General features: G+C 44.2%; 21 protein-coding genes. 8 read left to right on the top strand and 13 right to left on the bottom strand.

From position 1 onward, the window contains the following. Positions 1–2: 2 nt before the first annotated feature. The 4 genes from trpCF to R1T43_RS13715 are packed head-to-tail and all read right to left on the bottom strand — an operon-like array spanning position 3 to position 4,677. Positions 3–1,400 carry a bifunctional indole-3-glycerol-phosphate synthase TrpC/phosphoribosylanthranilate isomerase TrpF gene (trpCF, locus tag R1T43_RS13730; protein ID WP_317349826.1) on the bottom strand — a complete coding sequence of 466 codons (1,398 nt, stop codon included), beginning with the start codon at positions 1,398–1,400 and terminating at the stop codon, positions 3–5. Then, positions 1,393–2,424, bottom strand: coding sequence for an anthranilate phosphoribosyltransferase (gene trpD / locus R1T43_RS13725; RefSeq protein WP_317349825.1), 1,032 nt, complete (start codon positions 2,422–2,424; stop codon positions 1,393–1,395). The genes trpCF and trpD overlap by 8 nt, the downstream gene beginning before the upstream one ends. 4 nt (positions 2,425–2,428) lie before the next feature. Then, positions 2,429–3,058 carry an aminodeoxychorismate/anthranilate synthase component II gene (locus tag R1T43_RS13720; protein ID WP_410548976.1) on the bottom strand — a complete coding sequence of 210 codons (630 nt, stop codon included), beginning with the start codon at positions 3,056–3,058 and terminating at the stop codon, positions 2,429–2,431. Next, entirely contained in the window at positions 3,055–4,677 is a 1,623-nt protein-coding gene (locus tag R1T43_RS13715; protein ID WP_317349824.1) for an anthranilate synthase component 1, read from the bottom strand. The genes R1T43_RS13720 and R1T43_RS13715 overlap by 4 nt, the downstream gene beginning before the upstream one ends. A 284-nt stretch (positions 4,678–4,961) precedes the next feature. Between R1T43_RS13715 and R1T43_RS13710 the strand changes: the two genes are divergently transcribed. From R1T43_RS13710 to rluB, 5 genes are all read left to right on the top strand, one after another. Continuing rightward, positions 4,962–5,852, top strand: coding sequence for a PHP domain-containing protein (locus tag R1T43_RS13710; protein WP_317349821.1), 891 nt, complete (start codon positions 4,962–4,964; stop codon positions 5,850–5,852). 89 nt (positions 5,853–5,941) lie between these two features. Further along, positions 5,942–6,562, top strand: coding sequence for an L-threonylcarbamoyladenylate synthase (locus tag R1T43_RS13705; RefSeq protein WP_062086778.1), 621 nt, complete (start codon positions 5,942–5,944; stop codon positions 6,560–6,562). A 9-nt stretch (positions 6,563–6,571) separates the two neighbouring features. After that, positions 6,572–7,384 carry a ScpA family protein gene (locus R1T43_RS13700; RefSeq protein WP_317349817.1) on the top strand — a complete coding sequence of 271 codons (813 nt, stop codon included), beginning with the start codon at positions 6,572–6,574 and terminating at the stop codon, positions 7,382–7,384. 2 nt (positions 7,385–7,386) lie between these two features. Further along, the gene (gene scpB / locus R1T43_RS13695) at positions 7,387–8,031 is read left to right on the top strand and encodes an SMC-Scp complex subunit ScpB (protein ID WP_317349814.1); all 645 of its coding nucleotides are present in this window, start codon (positions 7,387–7,389) and stop codon (positions 8,029–8,031) included. Continuing rightward, positions 8,024–8,920: a 23S rRNA pseudouridine(2605) synthase RluB gene (gene rluB / locus R1T43_RS13690; RefSeq protein ID WP_317349812.1), complete on the top strand. Its 897-nt coding sequence runs from the start codon at positions 8,024–8,026 to the stop codon at positions 8,918–8,920. The genes scpB and rluB overlap by 8 nt, the downstream gene beginning before the upstream one ends. A gap of 224 nt (positions 8,921–9,144) precedes the next feature. Here the strand turns inward: rluB and R1T43_RS13685 are convergent, their stop codons facing one another. Beyond that, positions 9,145–9,804, bottom strand: coding sequence for a hypothetical protein (locus R1T43_RS13685; protein WP_317349810.1), 660 nt, complete (start codon positions 9,802–9,804; stop codon positions 9,145–9,147). A 324-nt stretch (positions 9,805–10,128) separates the two neighbouring features. Here R1T43_RS13685 and dkgB point away from each other — a divergent pair, with 324 nt between their 5' ends. Continuing rightward, positions 10,129–10,932 (top strand): 2,5-didehydrogluconate reductase DkgB, encoded by an 804-nt coding sequence (gene dkgB, locus R1T43_RS13680; protein ID WP_317349808.1) that lies wholly within the window; start codon positions 10,129–10,131, stop codon positions 10,930–10,932. A gap of 99 nt (positions 10,933–11,031) precedes the next feature. On the opposite strand, the gene R1T43_RS13675 is transcribed toward dkgB, so the two are convergent. Continuing rightward, a complete protein-coding gene (locus R1T43_RS13675; protein WP_317349805.1) occupies positions 11,032–11,598 on the bottom strand; it encodes a sugar O-acetyltransferase in 567 nt (188 codons plus the stop codon). Between the two features lie 31 nt (positions 11,599–11,629). Beyond that, entirely contained in the window at positions 11,630–12,301 is a 672-nt protein-coding gene (locus tag R1T43_RS13670; protein ID WP_317349802.1) for a DUF4097 family beta strand repeat-containing protein, read from the bottom strand. Positions 12,302–12,789: 488 nt separating this feature from the next. Here R1T43_RS13670 and arsC point away from each other — a divergent pair, with 488 nt between their 5' ends. Then, positions 12,790–13,206 carry an arsenate reductase (glutaredoxin) gene (gene arsC, locus R1T43_RS13665; RefSeq protein ID WP_410548975.1) on the top strand — a complete coding sequence of 139 codons (417 nt, stop codon included), beginning with the start codon at positions 12,790–12,792 and terminating at the stop codon, positions 13,204–13,206. A 3-nt stretch (positions 13,207–13,209) separates the two neighbouring features. Continuing rightward, positions 13,210–14,505 carry a DUF445 domain-containing protein gene (locus tag R1T43_RS13660; protein WP_317349799.1) on the top strand — a complete coding sequence of 432 codons (1,296 nt, stop codon included), beginning with the start codon at positions 13,210–13,212 and terminating at the stop codon, positions 14,503–14,505. A gap of 87 nt (positions 14,506–14,592) precedes the next feature. Here the strand turns inward: R1T43_RS13660 and tmpT are convergent, their stop codons facing one another. From tmpT to R1T43_RS13630, 6 genes are all read right to left on the bottom strand, one after another. Further along, a complete protein-coding gene (tmpT, locus tag R1T43_RS13655; protein ID WP_317349797.1) occupies positions 14,593–15,234 on the bottom strand; it encodes a thiopurine S-methyltransferase in 642 nt (213 codons plus the stop codon). 181 nt (positions 15,235–15,415) lie between these two features. Further along, positions 15,416–15,772 carry an outer membrane protein assembly factor BamE gene (locus tag R1T43_RS13650; RefSeq protein WP_057792766.1) on the bottom strand — a complete coding sequence of 119 codons (357 nt, stop codon included), beginning with the start codon at positions 15,770–15,772 and terminating at the stop codon, positions 15,416–15,418. Between the two features lie 119 nt (positions 15,773–15,891). Continuing rightward, positions 15,892–17,577: a DNA repair protein RecN gene (recN, locus tag R1T43_RS13645; protein WP_211069465.1), complete on the bottom strand. Its 1,686-nt coding sequence runs from the start codon at positions 17,575–17,577 to the stop codon at positions 15,892–15,894. A 96-nt stretch (positions 17,578–17,673) separates the two neighbouring features. Further along, complete coding sequence (gene nadK / locus R1T43_RS13640; RefSeq protein WP_057792762.1) at positions 17,674–18,549, bottom strand: NAD(+) kinase; 876 nt, start codon at positions 18,547–18,549, stop codon at positions 17,674–17,676. A 79-nt stretch (positions 18,550–18,628) separates the two neighbouring features. Continuing rightward, a complete protein-coding gene (locus tag R1T43_RS13635) occupies positions 18,629–19,396 on the bottom strand; it encodes a 3-hydroxybutyrate dehydrogenase (protein WP_317349793.1) in 768 nt (255 codons plus the stop codon). After that, complete coding sequence (locus R1T43_RS13630; protein WP_317349790.1) at positions 19,389–20,447, bottom strand: PHB depolymerase family esterase; 1,059 nt, start codon at positions 20,445–20,447, stop codon at positions 19,389–19,391. The genes R1T43_RS13635 and R1T43_RS13630 overlap by 8 nt, the downstream gene beginning before the upstream one ends. Positions 20,448–20,465 lie beyond the last annotated feature (18 nt).

The following is a 20,465-nucleotide window of genomic DNA, read 5'->3' as shown; positions in this document are numbered from 1 at the left end:
TGTTAATAGCGGCGACAAATTGAAAATAGCTCGGCTAACTTTTCAGCCGACTTTTCGCCTGGGGCACTTTCTACCCCTGAATTTACGTCGATGGTTGCGCAGCCTACGTTAATGCCTTGGGCAATATTGGTAGCGTTAATTCCACCGGCTAGAATAATTTTTTGCTTGTTGGCTATATTGTCTAACAATCGCCAATCGAAGCTTTCACCTGTACCGCCTTTGGCATTACCTACTTGGCAATCAAGCAGTACATAATCGATATTCTCGTCTTCTAATAGCTGAGGTAGTTGCTCAGGCAATGCGCCTTTCACGCCTTCGGCTTGCCATATTTCACAACTTGCTGGCAGGGCGTTTTTCAGCGTTGCTCGATATGCTGCATCTTCGCTGCCGTGCAATTGAACGGCGGCTAGCGAGAGCGATGTAGCTAACTTGGCAACATAATCGATGTCGTGATTTACAAACACGCCTACGTAATCGCCTTCAACGGTTTCTACGATATCTTTTGCAGTAGATTCGGTGACGCAGCGAGGAGATTTCTCAGCAAAGATCAGCCCCCCCATACTGGCGCCACTTTCAAATGCAAGTTGTGCTTGTGCAGCACTGGTTAACCCGCAAACTTTTACCGAACCGAAAATTACGCTGCGAACAGCACGATTTAAATTAGCTTGCGACATAAGTGCACTGCCTACCAAGAAACCTTGGCAAAGCGGGCTTAAGCGAAGTACATCTTCATGGGTATAAATGCCAGATTCTGAAATCACAACAAAGTCGTGCGTAGCCTTTTCCAGCATAGGCACCAAGTGTTCTGTGGTCGCTAAATCAGTGGATAAGTCGCGTAAGTTACGGTTGTTGATGCCAATGATGTTTGCTTCAAGGGCAATGGCGCGATGCATTTCTTCTTCGTTACTCACTTCAGTAAGAATATCTAACGACAAGCTATTGGCCACGGTGGCAAGTTCACGATACTGCGCATCGTCTAACACGCTTAGCATTAGCAGCACGGCATCAGCGTTGTAATGACGAGCCAAATAAACCTGATAAGTATCAATAAAGAAATCTTTGTTTAACACAGGCTGTGCTACACGTTCTGTAACGTAGGCCAAATATTCAAATTTACCTTGAAAATACTTCTCGTCAGTAAGTACTGAAATGCCCGCGGCATAGGGTGTGTATGCGGCTAAAATTTCATCTAGGTCGAAATGTTCGCGAATAAGCCCTTTTGAGGGCGAGGCCTTTTTACATTCAAATATAAAGCCCGCATTCTGCTCGTTCAATGCTTCAAACAAGCTTTTGTTCGAAGGCATTAAATCTGCTTTAAAGTTCTCGAGGGGCAAAGCCGTTTTTCTGGCATCAACTTCAATGCGTTTATCGGCAACAATTTTTTCTAGCACATTAGGCATCAGTGCTGACCTCCTGACTGATTTTGGCAACTTGGTTTAATACCGCCAAAGGTTTTGCGTCTTTCATAGCCTGCATGGCCATCTCGGTACCGTCTTTAAATGAATCGGCGGTACCAGTAACTTTAAGTAGTGCGCCGCAGTTCATGGCAATGGCAGCACGATGGGCTTCATGGCCTTCACCGGCTAACGCAGCTTCAATGTATTTCTTGTTCTCTTCCGGCTCGCCGCCCTCAATGGCCGATAATGGGTATGAGGAAAGACCGAAGTCTTCAGCGGTCACGGTTAACTTACGAATATCACCGTGCTCAAGATCGTAAATGATAGATTCCCCATGCAGAGCAAGTTCATCTAAGCCGTCGCCGTGAACAATCATGGCGCGATGTTGGCCAAGAAGCATAAGGGTTTTTGCGTAAGGTTCAAGCAGTTCGGGAGAGTAAACGCCGAACACACCATGGGTTGGACCCGCTGGGTTGGCTAGTGGACCTAGTATATTAAATAGGGTTCGAGTCTTCAGGGCAGCACGGACGGGGGCTGCGAAGCGCATGCCAGCGTGATAAACCGGCGCAAAAAGAAATGTGAAATTTGCTTCATCTAAGCATTTTCTCGACAATTCTGGGGTAATTTCCAAATTCAACCCGAACTGTTTGAACAAATCGGCGGAGCCAGATTTACTCGATACACTTCTGTTGCCATGTTTGGCCACCTTCACACCACACGCTGCGGCAACAACACCCGCTGCGCTCGAAATATTGATGGTGTTATGTCCATCTCCACCTGTGCCTACGATGTCGGCGAACGGGTAGGTGGGGGCAGGAAATGGTTTGGCGTTCGCCACCATGGCACTAGCCGCACCGGCAATTTCACCTGGTGATTCATGCTTGATTTTTAAAGCTGTGAGCACGGCTGCAATAACGGCTTCGCTTTGTTCATCGTGCATAATGCTGTTGAACAATGTGTAAGCTTCGGTTTGAGACAGCGCCGTTTGTTTGATAAGTTTTTCAAGTAATGGAGTAGCGTCAAACATGGCTTTATCCTTGTTGCGTTAAATAGTCGATGCTTTGCTTTAGCAACACACTACCTTGGGCCGTTAATATCGACTCAGGGTGAAATTGAAATCCCAGCATTTTATCAGTTTTATTAAACACGGCCATGACGGTTTCAGAGCCATCATCATTAACACACGATGCACAAGGCTCAAGAGCGTCAGGGAGTGTTTGTGCGGCTAACGAATGATAACGAGCTACATGTAATGGCTGTGGCAGGTCTGTAAACATGTCTTTTTCTGAATGGATGATAGCAGAACTTTTTCCGTGCATTACTTGCGTAGCGCGGCCCACAATGCCGCCATAGTATTCAACAATGGCTTGATGTCCTAAGCAAATGCCTAGTACAGGAAAGGTACCTGCAACTTTTTCAAGTAAAGCTGGCATACAGCCCGCTTCGCTAGGTGCGCCTGGGCCTGGCGATAGCATTAGCAATACTGGGCTCTTGGTAGCTTGCTCTTGCATTTTCTCAAATAACATATCGGCGCACACGGTGTTGCGATATACGTTTATCTCTAAATCAAGCGCGCGTAACTCATCTACCAAGTTATAGGTAAAAGAGTCGACGTTATCGAGCAAGAATAAGGTGGTTTTGGTGCTCATGGTCATGCTCATGCTTGTGTCTCCGCTTCCGCTTTAAGTGCTGCGCTAACCGCGCTAATAACAGCTTGCGCTTTTGCACGGGTTTCATCGGCTTCAGCTTGTGGAATAGAGTCATAAACTACACCGGCACCGGCTTGTATGAACGCGCGGCCGTTTTTCACGAATGCCGAGCGAATAACAATGCAGGTATCCATATCACCTTGGCCATTTATATAACCTACTGCACCACCATAACTGCCACGACGTTTTTGCTCTACTTCACGAATCAATGTAGCGGCACTTACTTTTGGCGCACCCACTAAAGTGCCCATGTTCATACAAGCTTGATAAGCGTGTAGTGCGTCTAAGTCATCACGAAGTTGGCCGACAACACGAGATACAAGGTGCATAACATGAGAATAGCGGTCTACTTTCAATAAGTCTTTTACGAAGCGGCTTCCCGGGCGGCTTACTTTCGCCACATCGTTTCGAGCTAAGTCGACCAGCATGATGTGTTCAGACTTCTCTTTGTTGTCTTCACGCAAGTTAAGTTCAATACGACTGTCTAAGTCATGATTGATACTGCCATCTGGGCGTTTACCGCGAGGGCGAGTACCAGCAATGGGGTAAATTTCAACTTGGTTGCTTTCACTTTCATATTTAAGCGCTGATTCCGGTGAGGCACCAAAAATAGTAAAGGCTTCATCTTGCATAAAGAACATGTAAGGGCTGGGGTTTTGTTCTTTTAAATGTGCATAAGCAAGAAGCGGTGAAGGGCAAGGCAGTGAGAACGTTCGCGATGGAACCACTTGGAATATATCCCCTGCCAGAATGTGTTGTTTTAGCTCAAGCACATTATTGCAGAATTCTTCATCACTTTTATCTACGCTTACTGCAGTCTCTCCATTACTAACAGCGCCATCAATACCAGAACCTGAAGTTAAGGTGGGTGTTTCAGGCATAGCCTGCAATTGCTGGTGCAGTGATTCTAAGCGCTGAGAAATCCCAAAATATTGCTGGGCCACGTCTTCGCCACTAAACACGCTGCCAATTAAATGGGTTTCACGAGTTTGGTGATCTACCGTAATAAGCGTTTCTGCCAAGTAAAACACAAAATCAGGGCAATCATTTTCGCCATCTTCTACATGAGGTAATGACTCAAACCCTGCTAGCATGTCATAGGCAAATACACCGCCTAAAAAGAGCGCGTGAGGGTGTTGACGAATAGGCTTTATTTTTTTCACGATAATACGCAAGGTATCCATTACACTGGCAGACTTTAAGCGGCTGTCTTCGTCCAACTGCGCATCCGCAGATTCACATAATAAGGTGACTGATGTGTCAGTGCTGTCAATGCATGTTACCCCTGAAGGGCACTGCGTTTTGAAAATCGGCAGTACGGAAGCGCCGTTTGCCGTTAGGGCCTTAACCTCAACTCGGTTGCCATTGCATTCTAGGCGCAAGGCCGCTTGAACCATCAATAAACTTTGTAAATCGTCTTTAGAGTCAATTTCTGCCGACTCTAACAACAAGGCATTAGGACGTTTGGCACAAATATGTGCGAAGGCTGCAAGAGGGTCGTCGATGTAATGCCCAACTTGCTCAATTGTTTCCACTTTGCCTGGGGTTGTGCCCAGTTCCGCTAAACTCATTTTTGCCACTCTCCGACTGCAAAAAGATAAAAAAAAGGCCCGTAAATACGGGCCTTTTGTGTTTTATTCACGCACAAATGCGCACACCACCCGTTAATCGAGGGAGTGCCACCACCAAGAAGCAATAATTGTTGCTGTTGTGATTGTCATTAATTGCATGAATAAACTCGTGTTTGGTTCAATCTTGTACGAACATCGATAGTTATCGAAGGCGTAAATCTGTATACTTGTGCGTATAGAAGAAAACAAATTCACCTTTGTGTCAACCAATTATTGAAAAGCCTTTGAAAATAGATCTCCACAGCCATACCAAATTCTCCGATGGGCACCTCACTGCAGAGGAGCTTATATTGCGCGCGCACACCATGCAGGTTGACGTGCTAGCCATTACTGACCATGACACAGTGGCAGGGTTAGAAACGGCGCATAACACGCAAGCGAAACAAAAACGGCCGTTAAAAATTATTGACGGTGTTGAAATTTCCACCAACTGGCATGGTTTCGATATTCACGTTGTGGGGTTAAATGTTGATAGAACCAACCCAACATTTTTAGCGCAACTAGAAGGTCAGGCTCAAACCCGTCAAGCTCGAGCAGAAAAAATAGCTGAAAAGTTGGGTAAGTGTGGGTTTGAAGGTGTACTTCCACGCGCCATGGCATTGGCGGGCGAAGGACAGGTCACTCGCGCACATTTTGCTCGTGTGCTGGTGAATAACTATGGTGTTGGCACCATGAATGGGGCCTTTAAAAAGTATTTAGGCAAAGGCAAGCGTGCAGCAGTAAAAGCGGATTGGCCTAGTGTGGAAACTGCCATTGAGTGGATCCAAGGCGCGGGTGGACAAGCTGTGTTAGCACACCCGGTTCATTACGATATGACCGCAAAATGGTTACGCAGATTAGTTGATTTATTTGCCCAAGCGGGTGGTGATGCAATTGAAACCGCATTTCCAGGTATTAGCAAAGACAAGCAAGCGCTGGTGAATGAACTCGCTGCCAGCCATAATTTATTGGCCTCGGCAGGCTCTGATTTTCACTTTCCATCACGATGGACAGAGCTAGGTAAGAATTTGGGCATTAGCAGTAACTTAACGCCTATTTGGCACGATTGGCCTGTGGTAGAAGGATTTGCAGACGCTGTAAATCAATCTACACCTACACCTAGTCTTAATGATTAGCGACTAGCTGCTCGCAGGGTGGTATCAGCTGCCTTTCTTTAGCTAGATAGTAACAGAAGCCAAGCAATAGGCATGAACAGGACATTATTATGAGTCAGTTTTTCTATATTCATCCTGAAAATCCACAGCAACGATTGTTGAACCAAGCCTGTGAGCTTATTCGTGAAGGGGCGGTAGTGGTTTATCCTACCGATTCTGGCTATGCCATTGGTTGTCAAATGGAAGACAAAAAAGCCCTAGAGCAACTATGCCGTATTCGAGAGATTGGCAAAGATCATAACTTCACGCTCATGTGCCGAGATATGTCTGAATTATCTATTTACGCCAAGGTAGACAATACGGCATTTAGACAAATTAAAAATAACACGCCAGGGTCATACACCTTTGTGCTAAAAGCCACCCGTGAAGTCCCTAAGCGTTTGCAAAATCCTAAGCGTAAAACGATTGGTATTCGCGTGCCCGATAACGCCATTGCGTTAGCGCTACTGGAAACCTTAGGCGAGCCGCTTATGTCGACATCGCTTATATTGCCGGGTAATACTATGGCTGAGTCTGACCCTGATGTTATTCGCGATAATTTGGAAAAGCAGGTGGGAGTTATCATTCATGGCGGCTATTTGGGTGAGCAGCCTACTACCGTTATTGATTTATCTGAAGATACTCCTGTCATCATGCGCCGTGGCACGGGCGATCCAGCCCCTTTTGAATAGTGCGTATAGATGAGCAGTGAGCAATCGCCTATTCAGCAGCCGCTTCCGCTCGCATTTATTCACGGCGAGGCGTTAATAGAAAAGCCTGAAGACTTATTTATTCCGCCTGATGCACTAGAAGTTATTTTAGAAACGTTTGAAGGGCCGCTCGACCTTCTGCTGTACCTTATTCGAAAGCAAAAATTCGATATTATTACCTTGCCGGTGGCGACAATCACCAAGCAATACATGGAATATGTCGATGCCATGATGTCGTTAAAACTAGAGTTAGCGGCAGAATATCTATTAATGGCCGCAATTTTAGCCGAGATAAAATCTCGATTATTGTTACCTAAACGTACTAGCGATAGCGACGAAGAAGAAGATCCTCGCGCTGAACTTATTAGGCGGCTAAAAGAATACGAACTGGTTAAACAAGCCGCTGAAGACTTGGATATTCAACCTCGTTTAGAACGAGACATTTTTGATACCCAGGTATTGGTAGCTGACAGTGTTTCGCCAGTGCGAATTGAGCCAGAGATAAGCCTAGCGGAAATTGTCCTCGCGTTTAGTGGAGCAATGAAACGGGCAGCGGCATTTGAACACCATACCATTGCCCGTGAAGCCTTAAGTACCCGTGAACGAATGTCGTTAATTCTTAGTTTGATAAACGCCAATGAATTTACGCCACTTGAGGGGTTATTCACGGTGGAAGAAGGTCGCGCTGGTGTGGTGGTGTGCTTCCTAGCCATTTTAGAATTGGTAAAAGAACAACTGATTTTTTGTATTCAGGCAGGTCCTTACGCCCGAATTCATGTAAAATTAGGCAGCAGTGTTGAGTAATAATGAAAAAAATTAAAACAGCTCAATTAAAACAACTGGTTGAAGCCGCCATCTTCGTTGCCGATGCCCCAGTGTCTATTCAGCAATTAAGAGATACGGTGCTAAGTGACTTCACGGTTGCAGAAAGAACCTTAAAAACAGTTATTAATGAGCTAACCTTAGATTATCAACCTAGGGGTATACAATTAGTTAAAGTAGCCAGTGGCTACCGATTTCAATCTGTGGATGCGTTAAGTCCATGGTTGAGCAAACTATGGCAGGAAACTGCCCCAAAGTATTCCCGCGCTATGTTGGAAACTTTGGCACTTATTGCCTATCGTCAACCTATTACTCGTGGAGAAATTGAGCAAGTAAGAGGCGTAGCGGTAAGCAGTAGTATAATGAAGACACTCACAGAACGAGAATGGGTAAAAGTAGTGGGGCATAAAGAAGTGCCAGGCAGGCCAGCGTTATATGCCACCACCCATACTTTTTTAGATTACTTTTCGCTTTCATCATTGTCAGAGCTTCCAAATTCTGATGCTTTTGATGAAATGGCAAAAAGTATTGAGTCCACCTCGTCGCTTAAGGTGTTAAATGAGGCACCGTCTGAGGTAACAGACCGTGCGACCGAAAACAAGCAAATAAAGAGTGATACAAATGACTGAAAAGTTGCAAAAAGTACTAGCTAATCAAGGGCTAGGCTCGCGACGAGAAATGGAACGTTGGATTGAACAAGGCCGCGTTTCGGTGAATGGTACATTGGCAACATTGGGCGACCGTGTTGACGAGAGTGGCCAGATTCGTGTTGATGGACACTTGTTGTCTCGTCAAACTGAACAGCCTGTATGCCGCGTTTTAATGTATAACAAGCCTGAAGGAGAGTTATGCAGCCGCCACGATCCGGAAGGGCGTGACACGGTGTTTGACCGTTTACCTGCTATTCGTATGGGCCGCTGGATTGCGGTAGGGCGTTTAGATATGAACACAAGCGGCCTATTGTTGTTTTCCAACGATGGTGAGCTTGCAAACCGCTTGATGCACCCTAAGTGTGAAGTAGAGCGCGAATATGCTGTACGTGTATTTGGTGACGTAACACATCAAACGTTAAATACCTTGAAAAAGGGCGTTCAACTTGAAGACGGTGAAGCTAAGTTCTTAAGCATTTCGGGCAAAGTTGCCCCTCCAGGCTCTGAAGAAGAAAGCATGAACCGTTGGTTCAACGTTACGCTTAAAGAAGGGCGTAACCGAGAAGTAAGACGCTTGTGGGAATCTCAAGGTGTGCAGGTAAGCCGATTAATCCGTGTTAAATACGGTCCAATGGACTTACAAAAGCGTTTGCCACAAGGGGCTTGGGTAGAGCTGGGTTTAGAAGATGTCAACGCACTACGTGATATTGTGCAATTACCTGAAGAAACGCAAACCATGGTGGATGTACGCCAAGGCAAATTAGATCATGCACGTTTAAGCCGTATGCGTCGCTCTGTGAAAAAGCACAAGGTACGCAAAGAAAATGGCGGTGTTAAAAAGCGGGTAGCGAGAACGCCTAAGCGTTAACAGCAATCTGAACAAATTGATTAGAAAAACGGGCTTTGCCCGTTTTTTTTTACAAAATTATCCTTCTGGTACTACTTTGCCAATCAAGTGCTCTGCTGTGTCAATCACGTACTCTGCTGTGTCAATCACGTGCTCTGCTGTGTCAATCACGTGCTCTGCTGTGTCAATCAAGACCGCTGGTGTGTATATCAAGTTTACGCTTCGAAAACCTACAGCTAAAACAGTTAGTCGCAATTTGTTCCAGCAGCAATGCCGTACTCACGAGCCCTAGCATTTATTGAGTCTCGGTTTTCAATCACATAACGATTAAGCTTAGCTAACACATCTGGTTGAGACTGGGTAGATATACGATACTTTACCCCGTTAGCAGAAATATTCTTTGCGACCGCCACTAAATCTTCAGGTAAGCCCAGCGACACTAATTCACTTTTAATCGTCGCAATATTTAAATCAATAGCATCCACTAAGCCGTTCAACAGCATGCGAGTAAGGATACGAACCGAACGCTCATTCGCAATAGTCAGCGTGCCGTCAGTACGCTTTTGTTGCCATTTTTCGGCTGGGGTAAAGCCGTTTAATAAACCAAGTCGAGTAACTTCATTCATTGGAATGTCACTGTTTTCAGTGAGCACAACCGAGGTATCACATACTGTTACTAACGCTTCACCGTAAATAAGACCTGCAGTACTGCTTTGCGTCCACCTGGGGTTGTCAGGTAAGCGAAAATCAATGGCATTGTCTTCGAACCAATGATTGAATCTTTGCAAGGGGAGGGGAATGTACTCAAAAGAAATATTATGCAGATCGCCAAAATTCGTCATGATATCGCTTAACAAACCGCGATGTTGCGGGGTAGTAAAGTCCATTACAGGGTAATAATTCATAGCTTCAACACCGACACGCAGGTGTTTAATATCCGACGCTATAGCTAAGTTACTGACAGGAATGCATAAAATTATCAGCAGGTAAAAACGGTTAAACATTAGGGCTTCAAGGCATGTATTTAATGGCGGGCAGGATACTTTTTCGTAGATCCATTTTCTACTTTTTTTATCATTTTCGATGCAGATAGGCGAATTTTCGAATTAATGCTGATGCTCTTATTGCATGGATTAACTTTTTTCAATGAATTCGATCTCCCCGTGGTTTGAGTGCGTAGGAACAACACATCAATGATTTGATAAACGTGCACAAAAAAGGAGACTGATATGAAAGATATGCCTCAGTTAGGAATGGGAACATTTCGTTTGGAAGGTGATACTGCACTCAATGCTGTAACCGATGCACTCGATGTAGGTTTCAGGCATGTAGATACCGCGCAAATATACAAAAACGAGGAGCTTGTTGGCGACGCTATTAAAACCAGCGGCATCGCTCGCTCTGATTTATTCATTACCACCAAGGTGTGGTATGAATCATTCAGTGAAGATAAGTTTATTCCTAGCGTTCACGAGAGTTTGTCGAAGCTAAAAGTGGAGTATGTCGATTTACTGCTTATTCACTGGCCTTACCCAGGTGACGACATCTCCCTTGAAGACTACCTCATGCGTTTAAAGCAAGCTAAAGACCTTGGCTTGACCCGTCATATCGGGGTGTCTAACTTCACGATAGATCAGATTAAACAGGCTGAGAAAATACTGGGTGAGGGTGAGATATACACAAACCAAATTGAGCTTCACCCGTTCATGCAGAACCGTCAGGTTGTACAAGCTTGTGAAGAGCGCGGTATTGGCGTAACGGCTTATATGCCTTTTGCCGTCGGTGATGTAATGAAAGATGACACATTAACGGCTATTGCAGATGCGCATGACTCTAACCCCGCTCAGGTGGTATTGGCATGGTTAGATAAAAAAGGGATTAACACCATTCCTTCTTCAACCAATAAAAAGCACTTGGCGCAAAATTTCTCTTATACCGAACTTTCTCTAACGGATGATGATATTACCCGCATCGATGAGTTAGATAACGGTGAGCGTATCGTTAATCCAGACTTCGCGCCCAAGTGGGATTAGGCTCTTATCATTAGATAAACATTTATAACCCTCTCACCAATAGCGTGGTGGGAGGGCTACTCGTAGAGAGATACGTAGGTTCTGTACATATATGAGGGCCTATACCTCGCCAACTTCAATGTTTTTAATGATTTTGGCTGGGTTACCGCCAATAACAACGTTGTCACCGAAGCTTTTGGTGACAACAGCTCCTGATGCCACTACCACATTATCGCCCAAGGTTACGCCTGGGTTTATCACCGCCATACCGCCAATCCAACAGTTGTGACCAATAGTAATAGGCTTGGCGAACTCAATACCGATTTGCCTTGATACTGGGTTGATAGGGTGCGTTGCGGTGTATATACCTACTTGCGGCGCAATCATACAATTATCGCCAATAGTCACCTTGGCAGCATCCAATATTACGCAATTAAAATTAGCGTAAAAATTTTCACCCACATGGATGTTTTCTCCATAATCGCACTTAAAAGATGACTCTATGTATAAGCGCTTGCCTGTACTGCCAAAAAGCGCCTTTAATTGACGGGTACGAGCTTTGTGCTCTGTTTGACATGTAGCATTAAGCTCATCTAGTTGTACCCGACAGGCCTTACGCAACCCAGTTAATTCACGATCGTTAGGATAGTAAAGTTCACCGGATAACATTTTTTGTTTTTCGTTCATACCAGTCTACATTTGGGATAATGCCCAGACCTTACTTGCTAGACGAATAACTGACAATCACTTTTTCTTGCAGTGCAGGGTTAGCAATATCCAAATTTACCGGGCGTTCAAGAATTATTGAGCCGCCAATAGACACATCAACTTCAATCGTGAGCTTAGGCTTTGTGCTATTTCTTTCCAGCCAGCCTTCGTCACGCATTTTGTAAATAATGTCGCCCTTAATTAACGTATCGCCTTTGAGGGTGATGTCTCCATTCATACTCTCAATATTGTTCTCAACGATGCTGTCAGCAATTCGAATATCACCATTAACGGTCTCTACGCTACCTTGAATTGTGCTTTGTTGTGCAATGCTTACATCGCCGTTCATCGTTTCAATACTGTTGGCTACATGCAGATGGGAACCAGCATCAAGGTCACCATTGACGATGTTGACTTCATCAACGCGAACGTGAGAACCCATTTCTACACTGCCATTGACAACACTAATATCTTCGGCTTGGGCATGATCTTCAAGTGATACATCGCCATTGACTGATGAAAGGTCGCCTACTGAACGATGTGTTGCTACATCTACGCTACCAAATACGCTACTAATATCTTCACCCTCTTGAGCACTAGCGTGGCCAACATGGACGACGCAGCCTGAAAGCATTGTTGTAGCTGCAAAGAATAGGGTGCTGGCAATAAGTGTTTTTTTCATCGAAAAGCCTTTTCAGTGGTGTTTAGCGTTATAAATTACGCATTAATATCTGGTTATCTTTCATAATCATCTTTCACAGAGCATGCCAAGAGTGATTTTTATTGATTATCAGTGACTTACAGTTTTTCTTGTCATGTCTTAATTATGGCTTTTAAAAACTTCGCTAGATAATAGCGAAATACACCAATTGTTAGGTTTTCGAGTGGTTTTAATTAGCACAATTAAGCGCTGTAAGAACCTGATTGTAAAAGTAGCGCTGGCAGCTATTCGATAATTGGACACACACTTAAACGACAAGAAGACAAAAAGATAAAGACAGACAGAAGGCAAAGGGCCATGACAAAGGCCGACAAAAGACGACAATCGATAATTGGACACACACTCGAGATTCGTCGGACACACACTTAAATGATAATAAATATGAAATACCATATGTGGCCGGTGTGAATAATTAATTTATTAAGTAATTTCTTTCAAGGGCTATTTTTATGATTGTTATTCACCATAACCCCGCTTGCGGCACATCCCGTAACGTATTAAAAATTATTGAAGATGCTGGCTATTCGCCGATTGTTGTAGATTATATAAAAGAAGGTTGGACTCGATCTCAGTTACTTGGGTTGTTTGCTGCCGCTAGTTTAACCCCCAGACAAGCGCTTAGAACAACAAAGTCACCTGCAGAAGAGTTAGGGTTATTAGATGAATCGGTATTAGACGATATTTTGCTTGATGCTATGTTGAAACATCCGGTTTTGGTAAATAGGCCTATAGTTTGCACGGAAAAAGGTGTTGGGCTGTGTCGGCCTAGTGAAAAAGTACTCGATTTACTACCTTCATGGCCACAAGGCCCGTATTTTAAAGAAGATGGTGAGCAAATTTTAGATGAACTTGGTAAAAGGATGTAATTTATGCACGACAAACATTCGCAGTTAAAGCGCGCGAAGCAAAATGCATTAATTTGCTTATTGATAGCCGCGGGTGTTTTCGTTAGTGCCATTGTTACACAAGTTTACGTTCCCAGCTTGGCGAGTGCTAAATGGTTGGGGCTTATAAAAATGGCCAGCGAAGCCGCATTAGTCGGTGGGCTCGCTGACTGGTTTGCAGTGACAGCGCTTTTCAAGCCTATACCTGCACGGTATCCCATCCCTCATACCAATATTGTCGCAAGCAATAAAAAAGTGATAGCGCAAAACCTATCACAATTTGTAAAAGAAAAGTTTTTTCATGCGAGTGCCATTGAAACGCTCATTGCGTCTAGCCAGCCTGCGAAAGGGGCTGGGCGATGGTTGGAAGACCCTCAACATGCGAAAAAATTAAGCCGATTTTTATGTGATGCACTTGCCGGTATTCTTCGTCTAGTGGATGACAAACCGGTTAAAGCCTTCATTGGAAAAACGGCAGAAAAAGGAATTAATCAACTCGACTTACAACAGCTGATAGCTACTGTGTTAAGCAGTATTACCCGAGAGCGCCATCATCAGCTTGTGCTAGACAAGTTGCTAGGAAACGTTGCTAAATTAATGGGTGAGCCTGAAACACAGGAATATATTGCCGCCACACTCATAGATTGGCTTAAAACAGAGCATAACCGTTTAGAAAAGCTACTTCCCTCAACCTGGTTGAGTGAACGGGGAGCACTGATCGCGGTAAAAGCGGTTTCTCGCGTACTTGATGACGTGTATGCCGATGATGCTCATCCACTAAGACACGCGTTTGACGAGCAGGTAAATGACTTTTTACACGAAGTGCAAACTAGTGATTCGATGGCGCAACGTATCAATAATTATAAAGAGCAACTGGTTCATGACCCTGCCCTTAAAGCGTTTTTAAATAAAAGCTGGGTATCGTTACATGGCCGTATGCTTGAATCGTTAACCGCTGAAAGCGGAAAAGCAGAAACCAAAGTGACACATTGGCTAAACGAACTAGGCCACTCTTTAACCACTGATGAACGCTTATCGAGCGCATTTGACCGCCATATTGGTGAAGCTGGAAAATACATGGCACCAGAGTTGGCGGACTTTTTAACCAAGCATATCGAAGACACAATCAATAGTTGGGATGAGAACGAAATGGCTGAGCAAATTGAGCTCAATATTGGGCGTGATCTTCAAAAGGTACGAATCAATGGTACCTTGGTCGGAGGCTTAATTGGTGCATTATTATTTGGTCTAGAGCAAATTATCGCATTTACTTCACCATAGAGAATGGTGGGTTACGCAACGTTTTAGGCAATATATTGCAAGTGGGGGCATTTCTAACGCTTATGCCACCCAGCTTAACCTTACTAATTATGCTTCAGGTTGAAGGTTGAAGACCAATGAGTCTGCAGCAACTTTACCTTTAAGGCCACCTTCTATTGGTTCACGTTCAAGTAACGAAATAGAATAACTAGCATTATATAAGCGAGTCACTTCTGTTTCGTCGACACAAAATGGAGGGCCTGGCATGACGGATTGGTCATAATCGAAGCTTATCAAAAGGATGGGGGCACGTTTGGTGATGGTACAAATATGCGCTGCATATTTCTCGCGAAGCGCGGTCGGCAATGCGACCAATGCGGCTCTGTCATAAATACCGGTTACGTTACCTAGTGTTTCGTCGGTTAGCTCAAAAATATCACCAACAAAAATACTTAGCGGGCCATTTTTAAAAAGCTTAAGGCTACCTACGGACGTGACCTCTGGCTCAATATCCAGCTCCGTAAATAATTGCGTGATCGCAATTTCACTTAACTCTGCACCTACCACCTCGCAGCCGTTAGCAAGCAACCAATGGATATCCTTAGTTTTACCGCATAACGGTACGAATATTCGCGGTGAGGCGGCAGCTAACAAGGTATCAGCATGCTTAACGAGAAGTGCATTGCCCTCAGGTTCATGGAAACCAATTTCATTTTTATGCCACTTGCTGTGCCAAAAATCGTGTTCCATTAATATATTCCTTTAACGTGCGAGGGTTACAGATTAATCGAGGGGAGAAACTTGTGTAAAGCAACTTGAGTAAAACAATATCAAGCTAGGAGCAATCTGTTCATAAACAAAAGCTCCTTCGCTATATATCGTTAGGTAGTTTTTTGTACCCAAGTTTATTGGTACATAACTTTATTGCTACTTAACTGTCTAGCGGCGTATTAAAATCTTCAGACAGTTCAAAGTCACCTTCTACTGACGTTACTTTGCCGTCTTCAAATGTAATAACCATTTGCTTTTGGAAATCTTCACCGCGTTTTTTCATGCCGCGCTTCATATCGTAAACGTAGTACCAAGTATCATCATCGAAAGAATCTTGTACTACTGGGTTACCAAGTACATAAATAACTTGTTCTTTAGTCATGCCGATGCGTAGTTTTGAAACGTCTCGTTGATCGAGAAAGTTACCTTGAGGCACATCAATACGATAAATCCAGTTAGAACAAGCGCTTGATGTAAGGGTTAAACCTAAAATTATTAATAAATGTTGCAACTTCATGCGTAAATCAGTCCAGTATTGCTTTTTCTTCGTTACCCAACAGCATAAAGGCGGGTGGGGTGCGTTAATGTAAGCACGAAGGCATGCTACATCGACAAGTATGACCAATCAACTGCATTTTAGTTCGATTGCGCGCTTTTCAATAACTCTTTTGCGTTAGCAAGCGCCGATTTGGTTACTTTGTCGCCAGCCAACAAGCGAGCCAATTCATCCACTCTATCTTGTTTCGTTAGCGCCAACATTTGAGTTTCAGTACTTTCACCGTCGGTAAGCTTGGTAACAAAGAGCTGGTTATGCGCTTGAGCAGCAACCTGAGGTAAATGGGTAACACACATAACCTGTACCTGTTTGCCTAAGCGGCGAAGTAGCCCTCCTACAATAGATGCAGTAGGTCCGCTAATGCCCGTATCTACTTCATCGAAAATCATAGTAGGCGTAGCATGGTTATCACTGGCAATAACTTGAATGGCTAACCCTATCCTAGAAAGCTCACCGCCAGATACGACTTTATCAAGTTTGTCCGCTGCTTGGCCTGGGTTTGTGGATACTTTAATTTCAATCGTATCTTGGCCCAAGGCTGATGGCTTTTTAAACTCATCGTAGTTTACCTCAATGGCTACCTTCGCATGGGGCATGTTCATCTGATGGATTTGTATTTCAATTTCACTTGCCAAATAGTTTGCAGCTTTCACCCTGCATTCTGATAACACTTTCGTTTCGCTTAGATACTGTGCTTTCAGCTCATCTACTTCATCTTCTAACGTGGTTAACAAAGACTCTTGATCGCCCAACGAAGCAAACTCACTGGCTAGGGTTTGGTGGTGCGCAAATAATTCCTCTGGCATAACACTATGCTTACGGGCTAAGTCCATTGCTTTTGCATAGCGCGCTTCTACTTGTTGTAAACGAAGTGGGTCTATTTCTAAATCGTCGCAATAATGGCGCAATTCCCCAGCCGCTTCTTCAACTTGAATAGCTGCCTCATTTAACAAAACAAGAATGGGGCTCAAGCTCGCATCATGGGATTCAAGCTCACCCAAACGGTCTATACTATTTTGCAATATAGACAGTGCATTGCCTTCGTCACTTTCGTACAAGTGATAAAAGCTAGTTTGTGCCTGCTCTAAAAGACTTTGCCCGTTGCTTAGGCGCTTATGTTCAGTTTCAAGCTCTGAAAACTCACCGTCTTCTAAGGCAAATTCGTCTAACTCTCTAACTTGGTAAGTAAGCAGCTGTAATCTGTCTTCACGCTGCTGAGCTTGCGCTTGTAGTTCGCTCAACATTTTTTGCTTTTCACGCCATAAGGCATAGTGCTGTTTTACATTTGAGAGGCTGTCTTTGTGGTTACCTACAGTATCAACAAGCTGACGTTGATAATCTTCTTTTAAAAGCTGAAGGTGCGTATTCTGGCCATGTATAGCAAGTAGATGCTGACCTAAACCTTTCAATTGTTGTAGTGACGCGGGAATGCCATTAATAAAGGCTTTTGAGCGGCCTTCTTTTGAAATGACTCTGCGAATGAAACAGCTGTTTTCATCCTCGTCCGAGGTAAGTTCGTGTTCATCGAGATAGCGCTTTGCATTCGCATTTGTGGCCAATGCGAAATGAGCAATGATTTCTGCTTTAGGCGCGGTGCTTCTTACCGCGTTGGCATCAGCTCGCTCGCCTAAGCATAGGCTCAAAGCGTCAATGGCAATAGACTTACCGGCACCGGTTTCCCCAGTGATGGCAGTGAGCCCCTTTTCAAGATTAACTGAAAGTTGCTTAACCACTGCAAAGTTACTAATAGAAAGATGCGCTAACATAACTATACTCGATGTTTATACAGTATATGTAAATATATACAGTATTTTGAGTATGTAAAGAGGTTAGGTAAAATTAATTTACTTCTTCCGTGTTACTTAATAAAGCTTACTACCCCAGCCTAATTTTTTGCGCAGTACATTGAAGTAGCTATAGCCCTTTGGATGCACTAAATAAAGTTTATCTTCACTTTTATTAATGCGTATTTCATCGCCAGGAAGCACAGGAAGTACAATGTGGCTGTCGCAGCTGATTTGTAGTGAGTCGCTGTTAACTTTCGATACCTTCATCGACACTTGACTATCGGCATCGACTACAATTGGCCTGCTGCTCAATGTATGTGGAAACATAGGCACGAGCGTAAGGGCATCAAGCTTGGGCATGATGATAGGGCCACCTGCCGACAGTGAATAGGCGGTAGAGCCAGTCGGGGTTGCCACAATTAGGCCGTCTGAGCGTTGGCTGAACACAAATTGGTCATCAATATAAATTTCGAATTCCATCATGTGGGCAACTTTACCGTGGTGAAGAACCACTTCGTTCACCGCGGAATTGCTACTTTTTAGTTTTTCATGACGATACACACCCACATCTAGTAGAAAGCGTTTTTCAACGACGCATTCACCTTCAAAAATAAGGTCGAGTTGCTGCACAATTTCGTCAGGGTGGATATCGGTTAAAAAACCTAAGTTGCCTCGGTTTACGCCCACCACATGGATATCAAAGCGCGCTAATACCCTTGCTGCACCTAGCATACTGCCATCACCGCCTACTACTACGGCAAGGTCGGCTTCTTTACCAATAGTAACTAAGTTGCATGCGCGATGATTATCACTTTCTAATTCTTTTGAAATACTCTCTTCAACCAATAATTCACAGCCTTTTGCGGTGAGGTATTGAGCCAAAAGATTTAAGCTGTCATGAGTAGCAGCGTGCTGAGGTTTGCCGATTAAAGCAACGGTTTGATAGGACATGTAGTGCTAATGTGTTTTCCTTACTGATGTCAGGACATTAGCACAGATATTTTACGAATGGAAAGCCTTAGCGCAACGTTTATCGGGCTGTCCAGCCACCATCCAGTACCATAGTTTGGCCAGTAATATTACGTGCACTATCCGACATTAAAAATGCCGCCGTGTCCGCCAACTCATCTACGCTAATAAACTGTTTTTTAGGCATGGGCTCAAGCATTATTTTGTTGATCACTTCCTCTTCTGTAAAGTTGTTTTCTTTGGCCTGTGAGGCAATCTGCTTTTCGACCAGCGGTGTTTTAACATAAGCCGGACAAAGGGTGTTGATAGTGACATCACAGTCGCCGGTTTCAAGGGCGATAGTTTTAGCAAACCCTAGTAGGCCATGCTTTGCTGCCACGTAAGCCGATTTATAAGGGGAGGCCACCAGGGAGTGAATTGAACCAATGTTGATAATTCGGCCAAAGTTTAGCTCTCGCATGCCAGGTAAAAACGCTTGGGTTAAAAGCGCGGGGCCAACCAGCATTATATTAATTAATTGCTGCCATTTTTCGCTTGGGAAGTCTTCAATGCGTGAGACATGCTGAATACCGGCGTTGTTAATCAATACATCTACTTTTTGCCCCTCGAGCAAGTCGGGTAAAGCCGCCACTTGCTGAGCATTGCACACATCAACCTCAATAGCACTGGCACTGCCACCTTCTTTTAGAATATCGTTCGCAGCGCGCTGTGCAGCTTGTTCATTAATATCAGCTATAATCACATGATGCCCCGCTTTCGACATGGCTTGTGCTATACCAAAGCCAATACCGCTTGCACCACCAGTTATAAATACGGTTCGCTTAGTCATTGTTTGCCGTTCCTGTATTCATCGTTGTTTTATTGGCAGCGCCTGTGTTAATCCCTTTAATCATATTAGTAACAGCAGAAATTTGAGCGCCTTTTCGATTTGCATAATCATCTGAAGAATAGCCCCACCAATCCCAGCAACCTTGTGGGTTTAATGGCATAAATAACGATCTTTTAGTTTGCGGGTACAACACAACGATATTGTTATCATCGGCCCAACGATTGATACCGGTTTTTGTTACATAGCTATCGCCAACCACTTCGGCATATTGATTACAGCCATGAAAACTAATATGTAAGCTGCACGATTCACCTTCTGCACAGTTTTCGGGTACAAAAACAAATCCTTTTTCGGCCAAGGTTTCGCCATCGCTTCCTGAAAGCTTTTGCTGAGAAATAGTGTAAACCTTGCCTGAAACGGTATCGTCGGGTGCGGTTAAGTTGGGTAACAGGTGATTTAACATACTGCCCGCTGCATCGTAATTACAGTTACCAATAAAAGGGCTTTCTGAAACGCTGCAATTACTGCCTTCTTTCAAGGTAGGGAAGTGGTGTGCTGCGCTTTGATCGTTCACGTACACAATATTTTGAGTGTCTGTCCAATTTTGGTATTGGCGGTACAGTAAATCGCTGGCTTGTGCTGTTACTCGCACATCGTTAGTACCGTGAAATAACCATACTTTGGCATCTTTAAGGCCCGTTAAAGGCGCAATGCTGCCTTCGCTTGCATAGTCTACGGCAACGCTGGAAAGTGCATCTAGGTTGATTGGCGTATCTACCTTATTTACGCATTGGTTTAATGCAGTGGTAATATCATTTTGCGCGCAATAATAAGGCCCTGCAGCAATAATACCTGCGCCTTTCACCCAGTCGCTATGTGCAATATGAAACTGCGTGGCCATGTATCCACCAGAAGAAAGGCCAGATACCGTAGCTTGCTCAACATCAAGATTTAGCGGTGGTAGGCCATTGCCTGAATTAGCCGAGCTGGATAACACTACGCTACTGTAAAGCGCACAAACGCTGGCCAGTATTTTATAAGTTGTTTTCATAACAGGTTCCTACAGTTA

This window comes from Alteromonas sp. CI.11.F.A3 (assembly GCF_032925565.1).
Classification (GTDB): domain Bacteria; phylum Pseudomonadota; class Gammaproteobacteria; order Enterobacterales; family Alteromonadaceae; genus Alteromonas.
Note: the sequence above shows the minus strand (reverse complement) of the source record. Positions and strands in the feature narration are given on the sequence as shown.